General features: G+C 36.8%; 16 protein-coding genes. 6 read left to right on the forward strand and 10 right to left on the reverse strand.

Features of this window, described 5'->3' with window-relative positions; genetic code table 11:
* Positions 1–30 precede the first annotated feature (30 nt).
* The 5 genes from ACFQ0R_RS00745 to ACFQ0R_RS00765 form a co-directional block, all read right to left on the reverse strand.
* Positions 31–237 (reverse strand): hypothetical protein, encoded by a 207-nt coding sequence (locus ACFQ0R_RS00745; RefSeq protein ID WP_379656455.1) that lies wholly within the window; start codon positions 235–237, stop codon positions 31–33.
* A 192-nt stretch (positions 238–429) separates the two neighbouring features.
* Positions 430–1,425, reverse strand: coding sequence for a 2-hydroxyacid dehydrogenase (locus ACFQ0R_RS00750; protein ID WP_379656456.1), 996 nt, complete (start codon positions 1,423–1,425; stop codon positions 430–432).
* A gap of 185 nt (positions 1,426–1,610) precedes the next feature.
* Positions 1,611–2,438, reverse strand: coding sequence for a hypothetical protein (locus ACFQ0R_RS00755; RefSeq protein ID WP_379656457.1), 828 nt, complete (start codon positions 2,436–2,438; stop codon positions 1,611–1,613).
* A 48-nt stretch (positions 2,439–2,486) separates the two neighbouring features.
* The gene (locus tag ACFQ0R_RS00760; protein ID WP_379656458.1) at positions 2,487–2,735 is read right to left on the reverse strand and encodes a hypothetical protein; all 249 of its coding nucleotides are present in this window, start codon (positions 2,733–2,735) and stop codon (positions 2,487–2,489) included.
* 82 nt (positions 2,736–2,817) lie between these two features.
* Entirely contained in the window at positions 2,818–3,813 is a 996-nt protein-coding gene (locus tag ACFQ0R_RS00765; protein WP_379656459.1) for a DNA topoisomerase IB, read from the reverse strand.
* A gap of 307 nt (positions 3,814–4,120) precedes the next feature.
* Between ACFQ0R_RS00765 and ACFQ0R_RS00770 the strand changes: the two genes are divergently transcribed.
* Complete coding sequence (locus ACFQ0R_RS00770) at positions 4,121–4,618, forward strand: DUF4494 domain-containing protein (RefSeq protein WP_379656460.1); 498 nt, start codon at positions 4,121–4,123, stop codon at positions 4,616–4,618.
* A gap of 74 nt (positions 4,619–4,692) precedes the next feature.
* Here the strand turns inward: ACFQ0R_RS00770 and lpdA are convergent, their stop codons facing one another.
* From lpdA to ACFQ0R_RS00795, 5 genes are all read right to left on the reverse strand, one after another.
* Positions 4,693–6,102 carry a dihydrolipoyl dehydrogenase gene (gene lpdA / locus ACFQ0R_RS00775; protein ID WP_379656461.1) on the reverse strand — a complete coding sequence of 470 codons (1,410 nt, stop codon included), beginning with the start codon at positions 6,100–6,102 and terminating at the stop codon, positions 4,693–4,695.
* Positions 6,103–6,120: 18 nt separating this feature from the next.
* Positions 6,121–7,473: a 2-oxo acid dehydrogenase subunit E2 gene (locus ACFQ0R_RS00780; protein ID WP_379656462.1), complete on the reverse strand. Its 1,353-nt coding sequence runs from the start codon at positions 7,471–7,473 to the stop codon at positions 6,121–6,123.
* Positions 7,474–7,483: 10 nt separating this feature from the next.
* Complete coding sequence (gene aceE / locus ACFQ0R_RS00785; protein WP_379656463.1) at positions 7,484–10,150, reverse strand: pyruvate dehydrogenase (acetyl-transferring), homodimeric type; 2,667 nt, start codon at positions 10,148–10,150, stop codon at positions 7,484–7,486.
* A gap of 740 nt (positions 10,151–10,890) precedes the next feature.
* Complete coding sequence (locus tag ACFQ0R_RS00790; protein ID WP_379656464.1) at positions 10,891–13,599, reverse strand: cation-transporting P-type ATPase; 2,709 nt, start codon at positions 13,597–13,599, stop codon at positions 10,891–10,893.
* Between the two features lie 60 nt (positions 13,600–13,659).
* Entirely contained in the window at positions 13,660–14,421 is a 762-nt protein-coding gene (locus ACFQ0R_RS00795) for an SDR family oxidoreductase (RefSeq protein ID WP_379656465.1), read from the reverse strand.
* A gap of 796 nt (positions 14,422–15,217) precedes the next feature.
* Here ACFQ0R_RS00795 and ACFQ0R_RS00800 point away from each other — a divergent pair.
* From ACFQ0R_RS00800 to ACFQ0R_RS00820, 5 genes are read left to right on the forward strand one after another with little or no spacing between them, the layout of a single operon-like run.
* Positions 15,218–17,638 (forward strand): ATP-binding protein, encoded by a 2,421-nt coding sequence (locus ACFQ0R_RS00800; RefSeq protein WP_379656466.1) that lies wholly within the window; start codon positions 15,218–15,220, stop codon positions 17,636–17,638.
* 11 nt (positions 17,639–17,649) lie between these two features.
* A complete protein-coding gene (locus ACFQ0R_RS00805; protein ID WP_379656467.1) occupies positions 17,650–18,717 on the forward strand; it encodes a hypothetical protein in 1,068 nt (355 codons plus the stop codon).
* A complete protein-coding gene (locus tag ACFQ0R_RS00810) occupies positions 18,714–20,150 on the forward strand; it encodes a glycosyltransferase family 2 protein (RefSeq protein WP_379656468.1) in 1,437 nt (478 codons plus the stop codon). Before ACFQ0R_RS00805 ends, ACFQ0R_RS00810 begins: the two co-directional genes overlap by 4 nt.
* A 4-nt stretch (positions 20,151–20,154) precedes the next feature.
* Entirely contained in the window at positions 20,155–21,429 is a 1,275-nt protein-coding gene (locus ACFQ0R_RS00815; RefSeq protein ID WP_379656469.1) for a YaiO family outer membrane beta-barrel protein, read from the forward strand.
* Positions 21,430–21,468: 39 nt separating this feature from the next.
* Entirely contained in the window at positions 21,469–23,628 is a 2,160-nt protein-coding gene (locus ACFQ0R_RS00820; RefSeq protein ID WP_379656470.1) for a DUF4838 domain-containing protein, read from the forward strand.
* Positions 23,629–23,630 lie beyond the last annotated feature (2 nt).

The following is a 23,630-nucleotide window of genomic DNA, read 5'->3' on the forward strand; positions in this document are numbered from 1 at the left end:
AACATCATCCACAGAAAGTTCGAGAGTGTTTTACTTTTTAGAAGAGTTTTCATATGTGTTTTTAAGATTATACTTTGTAAGTATGCCTAAAAACCCTCCTATACAAAAGAAATTGAAAAAGAATCTTTGCGGCCTAAAATCTAAACCTTCCATATAATCAAATCCCGACATGACTCCTGCAGAAACAATGCCTCCAGCTAGACTTGCCATAATTGTTTTCTTGGTGATTTGAGTCATTTATTTCTTTTCTGATTTAAAATTACTGATTTATTTTAATAGTTTACCTAAAAACCTTTAGAAAATCATCTCAGCAGACTCGATCCTTCAAACTAACGCCACACTTTAAGCAATGTATCTTCAAGCATAAAATTTACCTGAGGCAAAATCAAAAGAACATAAAAAGAGATGTATTTCATACAGATAGGTGTTTTATTGTGCCTTGACCTCATTCATGAGTGATGTCTGGTTTTCAAAATCATGAATATTCTGGAAAACGGTTTTAGAAATTTCGGTAAGTGCTTCACTGGTCAAAAAGGCCTGATGCGAGGTAATCAAAACATTAGGAAAGCTGATCAATCGAAGGAGAGTATCGTCTTCAATGATTTGCTCTGACTTGTCTTCAAAAAACAGATTCTCTTCCTGCTCATAGACATCTATGCCCAGATAGCCTACTTTTTTGTCTTTCAGATTTTTGATGACGTCTTCAGTTTTAATCAGTCCACCACGGCTTGTATTGATAATCATGACCTGAGTTTTCATCTGATTAATGCTTTCGTTGTTTATCAAATGCTGAGTTGCTTCCAATAAGGGACAATGCAGAGAGATAATGTCTGAATTTTTATAAAGCTCTTCCAGTGTGACATAACTGACTCCCCGATCCTTTAAAGAGCTTTGAGGCGCAATATCATAGGCCAGAACTTTACAGCCCAACCCCAGCATGATTTCACAAAAAGCCTGTCCTATTTTACCGGTGCCAATTACGCCAACAGTTTTGTTATAGACATTGAAGCCAATGAGTTTGTCCAAAGAAAAATTTCCTTCTTTGACGCGGTTATAGGCTTTATGAGTTTTGCGATTCAATGTCAGAATCAGAGCCAAGGCATGTTCTGCTACTGCCTGTGGTGAATAGGCAGGAACGCGTGTGACTTTTATCTGGTACTTTTCTGCCGCTTTTAAATCTACATTATTGAAACCGGCACAGCGCAGAGCAATTAATTTTACACCATTATCCGCAAGTGCTTCAATAACTTCTTCATTAAGATGGTCATTTACAAATACGCATACGACATCGAAGCCTTGCGTCAGATTGGATGTTTGAGTGTTTAAATTGGTGTCAAAAAACGATAAATCGTAATTATACACTTGGTTGTACTCTTCGAAGTAACGTCGATCGTAAGGCTTTGAACTAAAAACAGCAACTCTCATAAATCTGAATTTTAAAGCAAAATACGAAACCTTTGCTTTTGGTTTAATACTGAAGGAAAGTATTATGAGTATCAGTTCAGAAAGTTATCATCTATAAGGTTATAGTCATTTTATTTTGAGGACTATTAACTTGATGTCATCTTCTCACTAGATTTTTATCCATTGAATCCAACAAATGTGAGTTACTATTTTTTCAGAGTTAATTTAAATTCTGTGGTTTTATGAGTATTGAAGTCAAACAAGGAAAAATCAGTATCGGTTTCCATTGTTCCATCATAGGAAATCCAGTATCCACTTTCTATGTCAAATTCGCCTGTGCCTGTATAGGATATTTTCATGTTGACTTTCTTATCTTTTAATTTTGGAAACATAGACTTCATAGTCATCTCAATAGTGCCGGAAACATATTCCTGTACATCATACTCAATCACCGCAATTCTATTTTCATTTTTAATGATGATATCTTTTAGTCTGACAATATTTTTCCTTTGTAGGGTATCGGCATAAAAATTCTGATCTAATGAAATGAGATTAATATTCAGATTCCATTCGTCTCCAACTTCCAGTGGCTTGGTAGGGAGTTCAAAAAGCAGTGAAGTCATGTTCTTATGTTCTCTTTTATAATAAAAACTTAGAAGCTCACCTTCAGGACTTACTTTTCCGCGTAAGAAAGGAACACCAGTCATCTTGATTATTTTAGAAAAAAAGGAGTCAGTTGAATCTGTTTGTACAGCATTGATCAAAATATCTATATTTCCTTCCTCATCAGGAAATAATTTAGATTCATACGTTGAATGAGCCATTTTATTACGCATCTCTCTTAGAGTACTGCCTAAATCTCCCGAAAGTGAATCGCTTTTATTTTCATCAACGCCGTCTTCGCGATAAGTGTCCTTTATGATGGTTTTGTAAGTCAGCGTATCAGAAATATTCCATTTTAAATTAACAGCATTTTGCTGAGCACTAGACGAAAATGAAATGATTAGTATAAGTAATAAAAGGAGCTTTTTCATAGATTAAAATTAGATTGAGAGTTGAGTTTATGGGACGTAGCTAAAGTTTTATGTGAAGTAAAGTTCTTTAAAATAGTTGAGATGATTTCCAGGGTAAAGCATTTTCCAAATGTCTTTGTTCTGTAGTATATTTTTTTCTGCAAGGCGTTTACCGTCTACAAAAGGCCTGTAAATAAATGCATAGACTATTAGAACAATGAAAAATAAAGTGGAGTCAATAGTATCAGACGAACTTAACCAGAGGATAAAGAGAAGGGGAGCTAAAATGGAAATGTAATAGAGGTAAATATTTTTCATGAGTAAATCGAAGATAGATTGCCTATAAACATACAGAATTATTTGAAACGAATCCAGATGTCATTAGTAAGTTGATACAATGTCAGGTCGGGTTATCATCAAGTTTATTTTTAAGCAGATACAGGACTCCAGCTTCTTCTCTGGAAAGGCTTTCAACCGAATTTAGTAATTTGTCAATTTCACTTTTAAAATAACTCAGGGTTTTGCCTTCGATGTATTCATCAATGACTCTGGGGTCGATATAAGAATCTCTCGCGACAGCAGGGGTGTTCCCAAGTTTTTCAGCCACGCGTATCACTGCTTTTCGAATGTTCTCATCAAGCAGTTTTTGATCATCTTTTTGGACGGCTCCAAGTTCGTTTAATGCAATAGCAGCAATCATAGTGCCTGACCAGGTTCTGAAATCCTTTGCAGAGAAGTCTTCTCCCATATGTTCCCTTATGTAAGCATTAAGGTCGTCACTTTTCACATCCACTTTGTTGCCGTCTTCATCGTAATATTTGAAAATTTCATAGCCTGGGATGTCGTCCAGATCCTGAACAATTTTGATAAGTTTTTCATCGACAATTTCTTTTTCCTGCTCTTCTCCAGATTTGCCTTTGTATGAAAAAAACATTTTGTCGTCCTCTACGCTTAAGTGCTTACTGCGCAGTGTGGTGAGACCATAACTATTGTTTTCATTAGTATAGGCTTCGCTTCCAGGACGGAAAAAAGCAGTTTCAAGCAATCTCACCATAGTTGCCATAACTCGATTTCTTGTGGTTTTCCTTTTGCGAAGATGTTGTCCGGTGACTCGCCTCATGTGTTCGAGTTGGTCTGCAAAAGCTACTATTCTATCAAATTTTCTGGCTTCTTTTTGTGCTCTGAAATCCGGGTGATAGATATATTGTTTTCTTCTCTTGGCATCACGACCAGTGGCCAGTAAGTCTGCGTTTTTATTTTCAGCGATTTCTACCTCAGACCATGCTGGAGGAATAACCAGGGACTCAAACCATTCTCGCAATTCCTTGTTTTTAACTGTTTTTCCCTGCTCATCCTGGTAAGTAAACCCTCTGCCTTTCTTATATCTGTAATACATTTTGAAATAATGATAGAATTCTAATGATTTATGGAAACAAATTCAGTTATAAAAATAAGGGTTTTAATTTCTTCTGAAGTTGATTTTTCTATAAAATGGAATGATATAATTATCCAAAAATCTGCTGATTCGACTGGATCGATTTTTAAGCTGGCTCAAAAAGTTAAAGTTTGATGATTCTAAAATCGCTAATTATTGAGAATTAAATGGTTAGAAAATGGAGAAAGTAATTACGAATATCTAGCTTTGATTTGACCTCTGAGACCTGCTAAAAAGCATATTTTTGGCGCACTAAAAAAACAACGATATGAGCGTAAATTGGTTTGAATGTAAGGTGAAATACAGAAAAACACACGACACAGGAGAGCAGAAAATAACTACAGATACGTATCTGCTGGATGCTGTTTCCTATACTGAAGCTGAAGCCAGGATCAATGAAGAGATGAAAGCCTACACCAGTGAAGAATTCAGAATCATGAATATTAAAGTAGCCAATTTTACGGAAGTACATCCATTTGAAAATTGTGATCGCTGGTTCAAATCAAAGGTTTCATTGATTTCTCTTGACGAAGAAAGTGGAAAAGAAAAGAAGAGTAACATTTATTTACTGGTTCAGGCCAATGATGTAAAAGAAGCTTTTGAACATACGAATAAAGCCTTGGAAGATACTACGGGGGATTATACAATTCCATCAATCACAGAGTCACCAATTCTGGATGTATTCCCATATTTTACAGGTGAAGAAGAGCAGCTGGAAAAATTTAATGTTATTGAAAAAGCAGAGACAGAAGTTCAAGAGGATTAATCACTCATAACAGCTCTACTGCCATAAAAAAAGCAACAGAACTCTGTTGCTTTTTTTATAAGGTGAATCTCTTCTTAGGATTTTTTGTAGTGAGTAGCTCCTCCAAAAATTAATTCGGCACTTTCCATAATGGTTTCCGAGAGCGTCGGGTGTGGGTGAATGGTAAGAGATAAGTCACTAGCTGTGCTTCCCATTTCAATAGCTAAAGCTAGTTCAGGAATTAAGCTTCCGGCATTTTTTCCAACTGCAGCTCCTCCTAGAATGACTTCGGTTTCTGGATCAATTAAAAGCTTTGTGAATCCTTCATGTTCTCCAATGGCTGCTGCTCTTCCTGAAGCTGCCCATGGAAACTTTACCACTTTTACCTTCCTGCCTTTTTCTTTTGCTTCAGTTTCGGTTAGTCCACACCAGGCGAGTTCAGGATTAGTGAAAACGATGGCAGGAATTGCTTTTGGATCGTATCCAGATCCTTTTTTGCCAGCAATTACTTCTGCCGCAATTCTTCCTTCATGACTGGCTTTATGGGCCAGCATCGGCTCTCCTGTAAGGTCGCCTATGGCGAAAATATGTTTTAGTTTAGTCTGTCGTTTCTGGTCAACTTGTATAAAACCATTTTCATTAGGGCTAATTCCTATTTTATCCAAGTTGAGGTTTCCTGTATTTGGTTTTCTTCCAACAGCAACCAGAACACAGTCAAATTTTTTTTGATGTTCCTCCTCTTTTACTTCAAGCGTAACCTCAACCTCTTTTTTTGTTAAGTTAGCTTTCACAACCTTAGTTTTAAAAAAAACCTCTTCAAAAGACTTCTTTTTTTCAAAGACTTTAACCAAATCACGATCCGTTCCAGGGAGAAAACCCTCGGACATCTCTGCTACAGAGACTTTGCTTCCTAATGAAGCATACACACTCCCCAGTTCGAGACCAATATAACCGCCGCCAATGACGAGCAGCTTTTTTGGTACGTCCTTAAGTTCCAGAGCATCTGCAGAATCCCATATGTTATCATGGTCAATTTTTACATTTGGTAAAGAGATAGGAGATGATCCTGTGGCAAGGATAGCGTTTTCAAATTTTATCTTGTACTTACCTTCTTCATCAGGGTTTATTTGCAATTCATTTTCACCTGTAAACCTGGCTTTCCCCTGAATGTATTCTATATTTCTGGATTTACTTAACTGACCAAGACCCTCGGTAAGTTGTTCGACGACATTTTCCTTCCATTTAGCGATTTTTTTAAGGTCTATTTTAGGTTCCTCAAACTCCAGTCCCCAATCCACAGCCTTCATAGCTTCTTCTTTTGTTTTTGCTAAATGCAAAAGTGCTTTGGAAGGAATGCAGCCGCGGTAAAGACAAACCCCGCCGGGATTTACTTCAGGATCGATAAGTGTTACTTTGATTCCCAGATCTGCAGCATGGAAAGCTGCGGCATAACCTCCTGGTCCTGCACCAATAATGACCAATTCTTTTTTATCATGTTTTGACATTCTTGTTCAGTTTAGCGATTAACCCAATAAGGCTTCATAGGGGTCTTCAAGGGCTTGTACCATCCAGTTCATAAATGAAGCTCCATCTGCACCGTCTATCAAGCGATGATCATAAGAGAGACTAAGAGGGAGCATAGAGCGTGGCTCAAAATTATCGTTGATATAAACAGGTTTGGTAGTTGCCTGAGAAACGCCAAGAATCGCCACCTGAGGATGATACACTATAGGTGTGAAATTAGTACCGCCAATACCACCCAAATTCGAAATAGAAAAATTACCCCCTTCCATATCTTCCTTAGAAAGCTCCTGATCTCGAGCTTTTTGCGCTATTTCTGAAATTTCAATCGATAAATCTTTGATACTTTTTTGATCTGCATTTTTTATCACAGGTACTAGTAAACCTTCCTCGGTATCCACGGCAATGTTGATGTTTACATATTTTTTCAGAATCATTTCTTCGTTTTCCATATCCACACTGGCATTGAACACAGGAAATTTATGTAAAGCAGTAGCTACTACCTTGGTTAAAATGGCGGTTAGTGTTAATTTACCTCCGGCCTTATCAACTTCCTCTTTATGATCTTCTATATATTTTTCAATCCCTGATATATCCGCTTCTCCAAACTGAAATACATGAGGAATGGATTGCCACGACTGCAGCACATTTTTGGCAGTTGTTGTTTTAATGCTGTTGAGAGGTTTGGTTTCTATCGCTCCCCACTGACTGAAATCCGGTAATTCAAGCTGTTGTATGCTAGATTTTCCTTTGCGGCCTTCTTTATGCTCCCGCACATCCTTCTCTGTAATTCTCCCACTTTCGCCACTGCCTTCTATCTCTTGAATATTTACATCAAGTTCACGGGCTATACGACGTACTCCAGGCGAGGCATGTACTTCTGTTGAAGATTTTTTCTTGCTGGTTGATTCTTCTTCAGATGATTTTTCGGTAGCTTCTCCTTTTGTCTTGGTTTCATCTTTTTCTTGCTCATCAGGCTTTTCTTCGTGATCATCTCCTTTATCCTGAGGTTTTTTCTCTTTTTCTTCTGAAGATTCTTCAGCTTCTTCGCTTTTATTTTTTTTAGAAGACTGCTCCTTATCATCTTTCTTTTCTTCACTTTCTTCTGAATTTTCGTCAGTTTCTTCTAGAATGAGGATTACATCTCCAACACTAACTTCATCACCTTCACTTACCTTAATTTCTTTCACTGTTCCAGCTGAAGTAGCCGGGATTTCAGTGGAAGCCTTGTCTGTTTCTACTGCAATCACTCCCTGATCTTCTTCAATTTGATCTCCTTCGGAAACAAGAATTTCAGAAACACTTGCTGTATCTACACCTTCGGATATTTCTGGTACTTTTAGTTCTATTGCCATGATTAAAGATTTATGTCGTTCTTGGATTGGTTTTTTGAGGGTCTATTTCTAAATTTTCGGCTGCCTTTTTTAAGTCTTCCAGACTAAACTGTTCCTGTTTAGTGAGACCATAAAGTGCAGCGTAAGCGATATGTTTCGCATCAACTTCAAAAAAACCGCGTAGAGCTTTTCTGTTGTCACTTCTGCCAAAACCATCGGTTCCCAAACTTATAAGCGCGTTGGGGAAATAAGCGGCAAGACTCTCTGGAAGAGCTTTTACATAATCTGAGGCCGCTACAAAAACTCCATTTTCATCTTCCAGTTGCTGCTCGATATGGTTTTTTTCCTTGTTAAGCTGAGCTTTTAGGCGATTATTGTGTTCTGTATCTATAGCGTTATCGTATAGTGTTTTATAACTCGTTATGCTCCAGATATCAGCTCCGACATCAAATTCTTCTTCAAGTAATTGAGCTGCTTTTATCACTTCACTCATGATAGCACCACTACCAAAAAGATTGGCTTTTCTCTTTCTTTTGCCTAAAGTGGATTTTTTGAACTGATACAGACCACTTAGAATAGCTTCTTTATCTACATCTGTCGGTAGTTCTGGCATGGGGTAGGTATCATTGCCTACAGTGATATAGTAGAATACGTTTTCCTTTTCTATATACATTTTTTTAATCCCTTCTTCTACAATGACGGCTAGTTCATAAGCAAAAGCCGGATCATAAGCTCTTAAGTTGGGATTCGCCAGAGCGTATAAATGACTTTGACCGTCCTGATGTTGTAATCCCTCGCCAGGGATACTGGTTCTTCCCGCAATACCACCAATTAAAAATCCTTTTGCACCTGCATCTGCAGCCGCCCACATCAGATCTCCTGTGCGCTGGAAGCCAAACATGGAATAGAAAAAATAAAACGGAATAGTATTGATACCATGCGTAAGATAAGTAGTTCCGGCAGCAATAAATTCGGCCATACAGCCAGATTCGGTAATTCCCTCTTCCATGATTGCACCGTTTCTAGCTTCTTTATAGTAAAGCAGGCTGTCTTCATCTACTGGATCGTATTTCTGCCCCTGTGGTGCATAAATCCCCACCTGACGGAAAAGTGATTCCATTCCAAATGTTCTGGATTCATCAGGAATAATAGGGACAATATATTTCCCAATATTTTTATCCTCCAGCAGTTTGCCAAGAATTTGCACCATGACCATGGTTGTAGATACTTCATCTTCGTCAGATCCTTCAAAGAAATTTTTAAATATATCTGAGTCTGGAGCATTTAAATTGGAACTTTTATCCTTACGCTGCGGAATATAACCTCCCAGGTTTTCTCTTTTTTCTTTGAGATACTTCAACTCTTCACTGTCCTCCTCAGGCTTAATAAACGGAACATCTTCCAACTCATCATCTGAAACGGGGACGTTGAAAAAATCTCTGAATTCCTTTAGCTGGTCTTCGTCAAGTTTCTTGGTTTTATGAGAAACGTTACTGGCTTCTCCGGCACTGCCTTGCCCGTAACCTTTGATGGTCTGAGCCAAAATGATAGTGGGTTTATCTTTTGTTTCTAATGCTGCTTTATAGGCATTATATATCTTTTCTGAATCATGCCCCCCGCGTCTCAGGTGTTCCAGATCTTCATCTGAATAATCTTCTACAAGCTTAGCTAAATCGTCATCGCTTTCGAATAGATCTTTGCGGAGAAATTCACCATCGCTAAAGGCGTATTTTTGCAGTTGACCATCGGTGAGCTCATTTAGTTTTTGGCGTAATTTTCCGCTTTTATCCTTTTCTATAAGCTCAACCCATTCTTTGCCCCAGACTAATTTGATGACATTCCAGCCAGCACCTTTAAAGAGTTTTTCTAACTCCTGAATGATATTAAAGTTACCTCTTACAGGTCCGTCAAGACGCTGAAGGTTACAATCGATTACAAAAATCAGATTATTCAGTTTGTCTCTGGTAGCAATATTTATCGCACCTCGGGCTTCAACTTCGTCCATTTCGCCGTCACCCAGAAAAGCCCAGACTTTACTCTTATTTTCATCGATGAGTTCACGATTGTGAAGATATTTATTGAAGCGGGCTCTGTAAATAGCCTGAATGGGTCCCAGACCCATGGAAACTGTTGGGTTATTCCAGAAATCCGGCATTAAGTAAGGATGAGGGTAGGAGCTGAGCCCCTTATCTGATTGAACCTCATGACGAAATTGTTCTAAATGTTCTTCTGTAAGACGTCCTTCCAAATAGGCTCTGGAGTAAATTCCGGGAGAGGCATGACCCTGAAAGTAAATTTGATCTGCTATACCATTATCGTCAATTTTGAAAAAATGATGAAAACCCACTTCCCAAAGCTGAGCTATGGAAGCATAAGTAGAAATATGCCCGCCAATGCCTTCATCGGCTTTATTGGCTTTGACAACCATGGCCATGGCATTCCATCTTATGTAAGCCTGGATTTTTTCTTCCAGTTCCAGATCACCGGGATAATCTTCTTCCTCTTTTTTAGAAATTGTATTGAGATAAGGGGAGGAAAGAGAATCTGGAAGCTGAATCTCGTGCTTTCTGGCCTCCTCTTGTAAAATCTGCAGTAATTCCTTTGCTCTTTTTTTGGACTTATTTTCAATGATCCAGGTCAATGAGTCAATCCATTCCTGATTTTCTTCCTGGTTACTGTTTTTTTTACTGTCAGTCATAAGTCAAAAATGTTTAACGTTCTGCTAGCGATAGCTCTAGCCTGTTGATTGATAAGAGAAATATTCAATTTAAAAAAAAATTAAACTTTATTTTAGAATTGTCTATAATTTAAAATAAATATAACAGTTCAGCCGATGCACGTCAAGTAGTTCTGATCCAGCTCTAGTAAATAAAAAAATATTTGTTTCAGAAATTGAAATGTAAGCTGAGTATGACCTCAGCCTGAAGAATATAGTCAGATGTAGTTGAATACTTTTGCAGAGGTACTTAATTCTAGTGTTTTTAAGCACCCTAAAAACTTAAGTTGCATAAAGAAATTTGATTTCGATTGATTTTTATTTTAGTCTAAGTTATTTTGGTTGAGGTGCTTTAGACATTTATTTTTCATGCCGGTCAGATAGTGAACGGCTATATCATTTTAGGTGTTGTCCTCTTTAACGCCATTATGGGTTTTTTTAGGAATACAAAGCTGAAAAGCTGTAGAATCCATCAAAAACATGGTAAAGCAGAAAACTAAAAGTAGTTCCCCGTGTTAAACTCACTACTTAGATAGGAAGCATTCTCTTCTTTATTCTGAACAGTTATTAATTGAGCACTCATACTAATTAGGACAATGATCAGAGTTTTGTTCTTCATTTTCAGATTAATCTTTGGTCTAAAGTCCATTGTTAAGTTTAAATTTAATTTGAGATTTGATTCGATTTACTGTCTTATTATATTGATTTTACCAGCGATCATATTAATATTCTCCTGTACCAGTTAATTTTCTTTTGATTGTTTTTTCAATATATACAATAATAAAAAGACAAAACCCAGCTGCTAGAATTCTTAGCCAGGAATCAAAAGCTATTGGCGATGAATCAAATAAAGCATTCATAAAAGGCAAGTGAATGAACAAAAGTTGAAGTGTTAACATGGCGGCAACTCCAAAATACACCCATTTGTTCGAAAACCATCCAATCTCTCTGATTGACTTTCTTAAAGACCGGCAATTAAACAGATAAAAACTTTCCAGAACAATAAAAACTGTTGTGGCTACAGTTTGAGCCTCCGCCAGTTGTGCTCCCTGAGATAATTCGTACTGGAATAAAAGAAAAGATGTCACCATAATCAAAGTACCTACCAGAAGCGTCCTCATTATCAAAGGAAAGGTGAGTATAGGTTTGCCGGAAGGGATTGGTGGTCTATCCATGATGCCTGGTTCTTTTGGTTCAAATGTTAGCGTCAGACCTAGGAGAATGGCAGTAGTCATGTTAATCCATAAAATCTGTACTGGAGCGAGGGGAAGCTGTGTGGAAAAAGCTACACTGGCCAATATTATCAGAGCCTCACCAAGGTTGGTGGGAAGTGTCCATATGATAAATTTTGTGAGGTTATCCAGAACCCCTCTTCCTTCTTCTACGGCTGCTTCTATCGATGCAAAATTGTCATCAGTAAGCACCATGTCCGAAGCATCTTTTGCTACTTCAGTCCCTGTAATTCCCATAGCTATGCCAATATTTGCTTGCTTCAGTGCGGGCCCGTCATTTACCCCGTCACCAGTCATGGACACTACCTTGCCGGTAGATTGAAGGGCTTTTACTAATCTCAGCTTCTGATCGGGACTTACCCTTGCAAATACTGAAATTTCTACAGCAGCAATCTGAAGTTCATCTTCTGTTAGCTTTTGGAGTTCCTGCCCTATAAGTGCTTTTAATTTTTCATTTTCAATCTTCCCCTTTATGCCTAATTGAGTGGCTATTGTGGCGGCTGTAATTGCATGATCTCCAGTGATCATTTTTACATGAATCCCAGCCTGTTGGCACAAAGCCACCGCTTTTATAGCTTCCTCCCTCGGGGGATCGATCATACCTTGAAGACCCGTAAAGGTCATACCTTCAGCTACATCTGCGTGATCCAGATTAATTTTGTCTGCATCAAATTCTTTAATGGCAAAAGCCAGCACACGGAGGCCTTCGGCTGCTAGCTTATCGGCATGTTCCTCGATGTAAGCTTTATCAATGGATATCTGTTCACCTGTTTCGTTCATCATGTAATCTGCAGATGCAAGCACCGATTCCAGCGAGCCTTTTAAGAATACAATAGTTGTATCGGTCTTGTGGAGAGTGGCCATATATTGATATTCCGCCTGGAACGGAATCTGATCCAGGAGTGGATAGTAACGGTCGATGTAATGGTCTTGGATACCGGCTTTTTCAGCAGCACTGACCAGTGCTGCTTCTGTAGGATCGCCCACTGCTGTCCATTGTCCTTCACTTTCCACAATTTTACTGGTATTGCATAACACTCCTCCCCGGAGCAGATATTGAAGTGCCTGCTTCTCGTTTAAGACAACCTTTTCCCCTTTATACAATACATTACCTTCCGGTTTATAGCCTATCCCGGTCACTTCAAAAAGCTCACCTCCAGCAAGGATTTTTTGCACGGTCATCTGATTTTTAGTCAGCGTACCGGTTTTGTCAGAGCAGATCACATTTGTGCTTCCAAGGGTTTCAACTGCCTCCAGTTTGCGTATGATTGCGCGCCTTTTAGCCATTTTTGACACCCCTATGGCCAGCATGATTGTTACCGCTGCGGGTAAGCCCTCGGGGATAGCTCCAACCATGAGTGCCACAGCCACCATAAAGGCATCTGACAGGCTTTCCCCTTGGAGATATGCAATACCTAGGATAAGCATGGCAAGGCTGATGATCACCCATAGGAGGGTGTGACTGAATTTTTTAATTTTCAGTGTTAAAGGTGTATCCAGTTCCTCGGCTGTGGAAATAGACGTGTTGATCTTGCCGACTTCGGTCCGGTCACCAGTGGTTACCACAATACCTTTTGCAGTGCCATAAGTAACCATGGTAGTAGCAAAACCCATGTTCAGTTGGTCACCAATCATGGTATCCTTATCTGTAAGGGCGGGATTTTTTTTGGTAGCTACCGACTCGCCAGTAAGGGCAGATTCATCTATCTGCAGCTCCCTGCTATATACCAAGCGAAGATCGGCTGGAACTTTATCTCCTGGATGCAGTACAACTAGGTCCCCTGGAACTAGACTGAGACTATTTATTGTGCTTTGTTTTCCGCTACGGATTACCGTGGCTGTGGTACTCATGCTCTTTGAAAGCGCATCAATAGCTTTTAGCGCTTTAGTCTCCTGGATAAAACCTATGATGGAATTGATAAGCACTACGGCAAAGGTCACTGCGGAATCTGTGTATTCCTTAAGTAACAGGGTAACCAGCGTAGCACCCAGCAAGATGTAAATTAGGGGTTGGTTGAACTGGAGTACAAACCGTACTAGACTACTTTGCTGCTTTTTAGTTGTAATTCGATTTTCTCCGAAGTGCTGCAAACGTTCCTTAACTTCTTCATTGGACAATCCTTTTTGAATATCTGTTCGCAGGTCTGATGCCAACTGCTCAGAGGTACGGGTATGCCATTTAATTTGTCCGTTTTCCATGCCAAATTAGAAATTTCCTATAGAATCTTTCAAAAAAAGGGTTTACTTATATGAACACCATTATTGTATAGTATAACCGCCATCTACCAGCAATTCATGTCCTGTGATAAAGGATGAACGGTCAGAACAGAGGTAAAGAACGGCATCGGCTATTTCTTTGGGTTTAGCAGCCCTGCCAATGGGATGTATAGTGTCCATCTGCTCTTCCATTCCAGGACTGTTCAGCACAATCCGATCGAGCATAGGGGTATCTACTCCTGCGGGACATACTGAATTGACACGGATGCCTTGCTTTGCGTATTCAAGCGCAGCATTTTTAGTGAGGCCGTTTACTCCGTGTTTTGAGGCCACGTAAACTGGTAACCCCGGACTAGCAATCACTCCAGCTATAGACGAGCAGTTTACAATAACACCTTTTTTGTTTTTTAGCATTTCGGGAATCTCATACTTCATGCAGGCCCAGACCCCTTTGAGGTTAATCCCGATGATTCGATCAAAATTTTCTTCGCTGCCATCTGCTGTAAATCCCATTTTACCCTCAATTCCCGCATTGTTATAAGCAATGTCTAGACGGCCAAACTTTTTTACAGATTCCTTAACCATTTTTTGAACATCGGCAGGCTTGCTGATGTCGCAATGCATGTAAATACATTCGTTGCCTTTCTTGCGAATTTCTTCTGCAAGTGTCTCGCCTTCATCATCTTGAACGTCCGAAAGAACCAGCTTGGCTCCTTCATTGCTAAAAGCAAGGGCCGTAGCCTTACCTATACCGGAAGATGCTCCGGTGATGATCACTACTTTGTTTTTAAATTCTGTGTACATGACTCTTAGTTTTATGGATTTAGATTTTAGTTCTGTTTATTTCTGATTGATAACATATTTATAAAAATAGCTATTTATCATTAATATTTCAATTAATTAACCATAACTAATGGTTTAATCATATAAAAAATAGAAATAAGATGGATTAATTATAATGTGGGTTTTCACCACCTTGCTATATCCACAGTAATTTTATTGCCCGATCAATTTTAAAATTATGTTTACTAAGTGTAATGACTTTTGGACTTGACCTTACGGTTAAGAGTCGGTACCAGAGGAAATCTCCTGAGAAGTTAGGCTATATCAACCTAAAGAAGATGCGGTAGAATGATTTGAATATATAGTCTTCTGTATTTTTTAAACCTTAAACGATGTAGAGTTTTTTGATTCCTAACTTACTAGTCCATTTAAGCCTTCACGATGATCCTAAGGTTATGATTGAGAGATAAATCACGCCTATTAAAGAAACCGGCATTTAAAGGATATGAATTTTTAAAAGCAGGATTTAAACTGATATAAGTGAAACTTATGGAGGTTACTAAACGCTTATGCTTAAAGCTTAATTCTTATAATTTGATATTATCTTAAATATATATTAGATACTCATTAGTTGTTAATGACACATCTAAAGTTAATATAAGTTGGGGTTTTAATTTTTTATTATGAAAAATAATACATTTTTAGCAAGATCTGTTAAAAATTCACAATAAATAAAATAGCCTTATATTTTAAATTTTTAAATTCGGTTAAACAATTCATTTGTAGAAGGTTACAGTTAATTTGAAATAATCGAATAATGTTAGGAAAAATTAGAACTATTCAATTAAGAGAAATTTGGAATAACGAGTATAGTGATTTCACATCTTGGCTTTCTGATAATTTAGAAGATATTGGAAGTGCTGTTGGACTTGAACTTGAGTTTGAAGCAAAAGAAATTCCTCTGGGACCATTTTCTGTTAACATTTTAGCTCATGATGAAGAAACAGGTAAACCTGTAGTCATTGTAAATCAATTCGAAAAAACCGACTACGATCATTTAGGTAAATTTATTACTTACGCTTCCGTAATTGATGCTTCTGCAGTAATATGGATTGCATCAACGTTTACAGACGAACATAAAAAAGCATTAGACTGGTTAAATGATCATACGTCAAATGAAATTGGTTTCTACGGTATCAGGATAGAATTATTGCAAATTGATAATTCTCAACCTGCTGTAAGGTTCAATGCAATTTGTCAACCAAACTCAGCGGTTAGACAAGCAAAGCGAGGACAAATTATAGAGTCAAGTAAAAAACTTTTCGCTAAAGATCCAGAAGATAACAAACTTCAGAGGTCTTTGGATAAAGCAAGCGCTACTGTCAAATTTGGCCTTGCTGGCGAAATATTATCGGTAAGTAAACTCTTTTGCGATATGCTGGAGTATGAGCCAGATGAATTGATCAATAAAGACTGTGAAATCCTAGTCCATGACTCTGAAATGCAGCAAACTTTTAAGAAATGCTTGGAAAATTCAAAGCAAGGAGTTTATCAGCAGGGAAAATTCAAAACCAAGACTAAAAGCGGTAAGGATAAATGGATTGAAGCTAGCTTCTTCCCGGTTTTTGATAAACAAGATAACTTGACGTTTATTTTAAAAATTGCGGAGGATATTACAGACGAAGTAAAATATCAAGAAGACTTAGTGACGGCAAAACTGGAAGCAGAAAAAGCTTTGGTGGCCAAGGATAACTTCTTGTGCAATATGAGTCACGAAATCCGTACGCCTTTAAATGCAATTATCGGTTTTTCAGACATCCTGAAAAAAGAAAAGCTAAATGATATTCAGATCGACTACGTAAATACGATCTCAAACGCGGGAGAAAACCTGTTGAGTATTATTAATGATATTCTGGATTTGTCAAAAATTGAATCTGGTAAGTTCTCATTAGAAAATAGCCCGTTTAGCCCAGCCAAAGTACTAAAAGCAGTGCATAAAATGCAGAGCGAAAAAGCTTCAGAAAAAAACATCAAACTTGAAAATGAAATTGATGATTCGGTACCCGAATTGGTTACGGGAGATAAATTTAGGTTGAGTCAAATCATCATCAACTTAGTAAATAACGCTATAAAATTTACATACGATGGTTTTGTAAAAGTTTCTATCTCTGCTGATTTACTGGACGATGACAATTGCACTCTGATAATAAAAGTACAGGACACTGGTATTGGTATTCCAGAGGATAAACAAAAAATGATATTTGAACGCTTTACCCAGGCCGATACGAATACTACTAGGAAATTTGGAGGTACAGGCCTTGGTCTTAACATTGTCAAATTATTAGTTGATAATTTCAATGGCTCTTTGTCTTTGGAGAGTAAAGTAGGCGAGGGCTCAGTCTTTACGGTTTCTATTCCTTTTAAAATTGAGCACGATGTGCAAAAAGAAGAGAAGGATGCAATTATAAAACATGAGTGCATCCGTGGTAAGATTCTGATGTTTGAAGATAACCCGTTAAATCAGAAGTTAGGTCAAAAAATTATTTCTGAGTTAGGTCATGAATTGGTTATTGTTTCAAATGGCGTAGAAGGGGTCGAATGGCTAATAAACAACAACGGAATAGACTTGATTTTAATGGATCTTCAGATGCCAAGGATGGACGGCTTTGAGGCCACTTCCATTATCAGAAAAGAATTAAAATTAGACATCCCTGTAATTGCTATGACCGCCCATTCTTTGAGTCATGAGAAGGCCAAATGTATCGAATATGGTATGAATGATTTCCTGGCGAAGCCATTCAAACTCGATGATCTTAGCAATAAAATTCAGACAGCACTGAAAGGGAAAAAAGGCTTAACGAGTCCATCATGTGGTTGGGTTGAACAAACCACTGATAAGCTATATGATTTGAAAGAATTAGAATTTCTGGCTTCTGGAAGTAAAGAATTTGTAAAAGAAATGTCAGATGTCTTTATAAATGAAACACCTAATGAATTAGATAAAATACAAAACGGCATTCACAATGAAGATTATGAAGCGATCTATCAAGCAAGCCATAAGCTAAGATCTAGTTATGATATCATCGGTTATAAAAATATACTTCTTTTGAGAAAAATGGAAGAAATGTGCAAAAGTGAAAATGCAATGGAAGAAATACAAAGTGTCTTTAAGAAACTGAAATCGGAAACAGCTGAGATTATTGAGAATTTGAATGTAGAAATGAACCTAAATAAATAACTCCTAATTCTATGGACAAAAATACTTTAATTGAAACGGTATTGATTCCTTATCTCATACCAATATTATTAGTCACATTCATAAGTGTAATCGCCCTTTTATTTTTAAACAGATTTACCATTTCAGGTATTAATATTTTAAATAAAAAGTTAGAAAGAAAAATTAATGCCTTTTTGCCTGAAATCCTTTTAGGTGAATTTTCAGAAACTGGATTGAGTGTTGAAATAGAAAAATTTAAAAGTGAAGTTTACTTGAATACCTACCGGTTTAGAGAGTTTTTGATTAAATCACTGATAGAATCAGAAAACAGCCTAAAAGGCGTAGATGAAAAGAAATTTCATAAAGTGTTTGTTGCTTTTAAGCTGCATAAACACAGCTACAGATTTTTAAAAAGCTTCTTTATATATTATAAGAAAAAAGGAATTTATCAAATGCAAATGATGAATTATCGGCCTGCGGCAAAAGAAATCAAGCGCTACATATCTCACAAAAATCTGCAATTAAGTGCAAATGCACTAATAGCTTATATCTTATTAGCGGAAAAAGATATTTCTTTCTTAACTCGAATAAAACACGAACTCTCGTTTGCAAAAGAAATTGAAATACTTGAAATCTGTAAAATAAAAAAACTTAAACGTCCAGAATTACTCAAAGATTTCTTGTTTTCAAAAAACGATTTTATAGTAAAAGTTGGTCTCCGTTTGGCAGTGTATTACAATGCTTCAGACCTGGAGCATATAATTTCAAAATGTATCTATCACAAAAATCCTGCTGTAAGAGAACTGGCTTATAAGGCTCTGGGCGATCTCTTTCTTGTAGATAATGCAGATGAAATGATTTCGCGTTATGATGAAGAAACCAAAACAAATAAAACTCAAATCGTCTTAAGTCTAGGTAAAATAGGGAATAAAAGTCACCTGGATTTTCTTAAACCCCTTCTATTGAGAAGTCATCATAATGAACTCGGAATTGCAAAGGCTATCAAATCCATAGATCCTAAATCCTTATCTCTTATGGAACTCAACGACCGCAGGGTAAATAACTTAACAAAGCATATTAACCAAAATCCAATGATATGATAGAATATTTCTCTGACTTTATGACTTGGTTTGAAAACTTCATAGCAGTATTCATGCTTACTTATGTCTTGTTTTTTTTAATATTAGGCGTTTCTTCTTATTTAGCTATCGTTAAAAATTTTAGGTCAAAATACGATTTGCCTAAAGATTTAATGCTGAAATCCAATCAGGTGCCTGGTGTTTCCGTAGTTGTACCTGCTTACAATGAAGGTGAAGTTATCGTAGATAATCTTAAATCTTTTCTTTCCTTACAATATCCAAAATTTGAAGTTGTGGTTGTTAACGATGGCAGTAATGACGATACTCTGGAAAAACTTATCCTAAATTTTGATTTGAAAAAAGTAGACTTTTACTACGATGAGAAAATCAAAACCAAAAGTGTCCGAGGACACTATAAATCTACAAACCCTGTTTTTGATAAACTTTTAGTTGTAGACAAATTTAACGGGGGTTCCAAAGCAGACGCCTCAAATGCAGGTGTGAATTCATCCCGTTATCCTCTTTTTATTTGTACCGACATGGATTGTATATTGAAGAATGATACCATTTCAAAACTCGTTCTTCCTTTTATGACCGAAAAAAAACGTGTCATTGCTACTGGTGCAGGAATTAGAATTTCCAACAGTTGTAAAGTCAAAGAAGGGACTATAGAAGAAGTGAGATTTCCAAAAGAGATGTTTCCAAGATTTCAGGAATTGGAGTATGTGCGTTCCTTTTTATTTGGCAGAATGGCTTGGAGCCGAATGAATGCTCTTCTTTTGGTTTCTGGAGGTTTAGGCATGTTTGAAAAGGAAGCTTTTTTTGAAGCTGGCGGTTATTACCATCATTCATTTGCAGAAGATTTTGATCTGATCATAAGAATGAGAAAGCTAATGCATGAAAAAAAAGAAGCCTTTTCAATAAGGTATATCGACGAACCACTATGTTGGACACAGGTACCTGACACTCTAGGTTTGTTTATGACTCAACGATCACGATGGGGCAGAGGCTTAATACAAACTATAAAAATTCACAGGAAAATCTTTTTCAATCCAGAATACGGAATCACAGGAATGCTGGCGTTTCCATATTTTGTTTTTTTTGAATTACTAGTGCCAATTATTGAACTTTTGGGGGTGATCGTATTTATTTTGACTTTAGTTTTTTTAGATGTGAACCTCGATTTTATACTGTACCTATTATTAATCGTTTATCTCTTTTATCAAGTAATTACTCTGATTTCTATTCTAATAGATGAATTCATATTCAAGAACTATAACAATTTAAAAGAAATTCTAATTTTAATAACCATGTCTATGATAGAACCTGTCCTGTATCATCCAATAAATACGTTTGCTTTTCTGAGAGGGTATTGGTTGTTTTTAACAAAAAAACAGCCAAAGTGGGGTGATATGAAACGAAAAGGGTTTGAAATGAGATATTTAAATTCATAATAGCGTGAAAAATATATTTAAATTTAAAATTTTATGGTTTGTTTTAATTAGTGGGATAATAGGTCAAACCAATGTTTTTGGACAAGAAATCAATGTCGATTCACTTCTTTATGAAACCATCGATCTGTTGAAAGAAAAAGAATATGAACAGGTGAAAATCAATGCACAGAAAGCTCTAAAAATCGCTCCCGATTATCTTGACTACAATTTGGTTTTAGGAAGAGCTCAGGAAATGACTGGTGAAATCGACAAGGCCCGCTTGAATTACGAGATCGTTATAAATCAAAATAAAGATTATAAAACCGCATTTTACTACTTGTTCAATTTAGAATTTCAGGCAGAAAATTATAAAAGAGCTAAAGAGGTAAGTGAAATGGGGATTGAATATCATCCCGACGAGGACAATTTTTATTACAAAAAGCTTTCCACATTCCAGCCCTTAGGAGACTTGAAAGGGGAATACACATACATTAAGGAAATTCAGCCAAGGTTTCCCGATAATAAAGATTTGGAGGGACGCAGGGTTAATCTTGAACTCCGGTTCAATTTTGATATTGCTGGGGTAAATTACAGTTTTACTACCTTTGACAGAGAAAACTTTGGCCCCTGGCATTTATTGAACTTTCAATATATACACCAAAGAAAATGGGGCTCTCTCATTGGTCGCGTAAATTATGCAAATCGGCTTACAGCAGGGGGGGATGATAGAGATGGTTTGCAATACGAACTGGAGTCTTTTTTCTTTACAGGCAAGAATAGTTACAGTTTCGTCGGTGGCTCCTATAGTAGTGATGAGGTATTTCCAACTTGGCGATTAAGACTTTCGCATTTTATGTATTTTAATAAAGGGTGGGGTGGAGATATCGGTGCACGATATGATCAAACCTTTGATGATCGTGAATTTTATACGGCTGCATTAGGCATTAATAAATACATAGGCTCTTACTGGATTTACTTAAGATCGTTTTTAATGACTGAAGACGAAAATAAATATTATCCGGCTTTTACGCTGATCACACGTTATTATATAGACACAAGATTCGATTACTTGGCTCTCAACCTGAGCTATGGAACAAACCCGGATGAACGTTCTGTTTTAGGTCAATTTCAACGCCGTGTTTCTACGGAATCCTATCGCATCAATTTGGGGTATTTCAGAATGATAAATCAGAAATATTTAGTCGGTATTCAGGCTGGTTTCAATAATCAGGAGTATTTACCAAACCGTTTTCAAAATGAATATGAATTATTTGTAAGCTTTCAATATAAGTTAAACTAAATGCAGAAACGAATATTTATACTATCTCTGATTTTAAATATGAGTCTGACTTTATATTCACAAAATATTTTGATTTTTGAAGCTGACGAATTTCAACTCAGTTTGTTTCATACTGAAGCTACTAAACAAGCGTCAGATGATCTAAATCATTATTTTTCAGAAGTCCTGGGTCAAACTATTGAGGTTTCTGCAGTAGAAAAGAATCACCAAATTCTTTTATCAATCAACTCCAAAACTTTGAATGAGATTACTTTTGAAATTTATTCGGATCAGGATAATATAAGGATAAGTGGCGGAAGTCAGAAAGCCTTACAACGTGGTATAGCTTTTTTTCTGGAAGAAATAGGAATTATTAAAATGACCGAGAACGATTGGTTTTTAAAGTCTGATCAAAAACTCAGCTTTCCTGCTTTTTACCATAAAAAATCTGAACCTGATTTTATTTACCGGTATTTATATTATCCGGGAAATTTCGATGAAAAGTTCAGCAACTGGTATCAGTTAAATCACATAAAAAGTGATTTTAATTTGTGGGGGCACACTTTTGATAAGCTAATGCCGCCAGCTGAATATTTTGAAAAACAGCCTGAGCTTTTCGCCTTATATGAGGGCGAAAGAAATCCAAGTTCCATTTGCTACACCAACCGGAAAACTAAAGCAATCTTTAAAAAAGAACTGAATAAAATCATTAAACAAAATCCAAATGCTGAGTTTTTTTCAGTAAGTCAAAACGATGATACCGTTTATTGTCAATGTCAAAAATGTGAACAACTGAATCTTGAATATGGTGAAGAACGCGGTGCACATTATGTATTCATCAACGATCTGGCTAAAGAATTTCCTGCAAATAACTTGTTGTCTTTAGCCTATTTACACACTTCACAACCTCCCGAAAATCTGCACCTTGTTCACAATCTTTACATGATGTACTGCCCAATCAGTGTAAACCGTGGCAGAAGTTTTGCCGAAGATTCGAGGAGTGCAGGTATGAGAACGACTCTGAAAAACTGGAGTAAGACGACAGAAAACCTATTGTTCTGGGACTATACGGTACAGTTTTCAGATTACTTTTCAGCTTTCCCAAATATTCACACCTTTCAGAAAAACTATGACTATCTGAAATCTGCTGGAGTTAAAGGTGTTTTTAGTCAAGGTTCTGCGGATATTCCTTCTCACTTTTATGAACTGAGACAATATATTCTTGCCAATTTGATGCAGAATACTGAAATAAATCTGGATGTAGAAATCAAAAATTTTATAGACATGTACTATGGAAACGCAGCGGTACATGTCTTGAACTATTTTAATCGGCTCACATCAAATCAAATGAACTCTAATTCATATCTGGATATTTACGACAATCCGGTCAGGCAGATTAAAACCTTTCTGAGTCCGGAAAATATGTCTGAATACAATCAAATTATCCTCAATGCTGAAGCTGCCGTCAGCGAAGATAAGAAGATGAGCAAGCGAATAAAGGACTTACGCCTTTCTCTGGAATACACCTATTTTCAGCAGTCAAAATATTTTGGAAAAGACCAGCACGGTATGTTTGTTAAGGAATCTCCCGAAGAAACATATACGATTCGCCCAAACCTAACTAAAAGAGTCAAAGATTTTAAAAATTACTTGAATGAAAAGGGAGTGTATGAAATTTCTGAAATGGGATTGAGTCCAGATGACTATTATCAACGCTGGACAGAGATAGTTAACTACGCCAATATCAGTCCTAAAGCTTTAAAAGTAGATATTAAATTATTGACTCAGCCTAGTGAAGTGTATGATGGTAAAGGCGCTTATGGTTTAGTTGACGGTGTCCGGGCTTACAAAGATTTTAATATCAATTGGTTAGGCTGGTATGGTAATGATGCAGAAATTCAGATTGATGTGGAAGGCCTTCAGGTAAAATATATCAGATTGAATTTTTTGGAAAATCAAAGACATTGGATCTTTACTCCTCAGAGCATCAGGCTTTCTGGAATAAAAGACGGACAAAAAATTAAAATTGAGACTTTAAATTTTCCAGAACTTACTGAAAACAAAACGATTGAAATTAGTTCTAAAACTTTGAGTGTTCAGGATTCAAATAATTTTAATGATTTAGTACTGGAAATTATTAATAGAAAAGACTTACCTCCTTGGCGAAAACGAAAAAATAAAAAAGCCATGTTTATGATTGACGAAATAGAAATATATTAGAT

The sequence above is a fragment of the Psychroflexus salinarum genome, from assembly GCF_042677225.1.
Taxonomy (GTDB): Bacteria; Bacteroidota; Bacteroidia; order Flavobacteriales; family Flavobacteriaceae; genus Psychroflexus; species Psychroflexus salinarum.

Coding starts and splice junctions, on each gene's coding strand:
- ACFQ0R_RS00745 (WP_379656455.1), bottom strand. CDS start 237: ATGACTCAAATCACCAAGAAAACAATTATGGCAAGTCTAGCTGGAGGC.
- ACFQ0R_RS00750 (WP_379656456.1), bottom strand. CDS start 1,425: ATGAGAGTTGCTGTTTTTAGTTCAAAGCCTTACGATCGACGTTACTTC.
- ACFQ0R_RS00755 (WP_379656457.1), bottom strand. CDS start 2,438: ATGAAAAAGCTCCTTTTATTACTTATACTAATCATTTCATTTTCGTCT.
- ACFQ0R_RS00760 (WP_379656458.1), bottom strand. CDS start 2,735: ATGAAAAATATTTACCTCTATTACATTTCCATTTTAGCTCCCCTTCTC.
- ACFQ0R_RS00765 (WP_379656459.1), bottom strand. CDS start 3,813: ATGTATTACAGATATAAGAAAGGCAGAGGGTTTACTTACCAGGATGAG.
- ACFQ0R_RS00770 (WP_379656460.1), top strand. CDS start 4,121: ATGAGCGTAAATTGGTTTGAATGTAAGGTGAAATACAGAAAAACACAC.
- lpdA (WP_379656461.1), bottom strand. CDS start 6,102: ATGTCAAAACATGATAAAAAAGAATTGGTCATTATTGGTGCAGGACCA.
- ACFQ0R_RS00780 (WP_379656462.1), bottom strand. CDS start 7,473: ATGGCAATAGAACTAAAAGTACCAGAAATATCCGAAGGTGTAGATACA.
- aceE (WP_379656463.1), bottom strand. CDS start 10,150: ATGACTGACAGTAAAAAAAACAGTAACCAGGAAGAAAATCAGGAATGG.
- ACFQ0R_RS00790 (WP_379656464.1), bottom strand. CDS start 13,599: ATGGAAAACGGACAAATTAAATGGCATACCCGTACCTCTGAGCAGTTG.
- ACFQ0R_RS00795 (WP_379656465.1), bottom strand. CDS start 14,421: ATGTACACAGAATTTAAAAACAAAGTAGTGATCATCACCGGAGCATCT.
- ACFQ0R_RS00800 (WP_379656466.1), top strand. CDS start 15,218: ATGTTAGGAAAAATTAGAACTATTCAATTAAGAGAAATTTGGAATAAC.
- ACFQ0R_RS00805 (WP_379656467.1), top strand. CDS start 17,650: ATGGACAAAAATACTTTAATTGAAACGGTATTGATTCCTTATCTCATA.
- ACFQ0R_RS00810 (WP_379656468.1), top strand. CDS start 18,714: ATGATAGAATATTTCTCTGACTTTATGACTTGGTTTGAAAACTTCATA.
- ACFQ0R_RS00820 (WP_379656470.1), top strand. CDS start 21,469: ATGAGTCTGACTTTATATTCACAAAATATTTTGATTTTTGAAGCTGAC.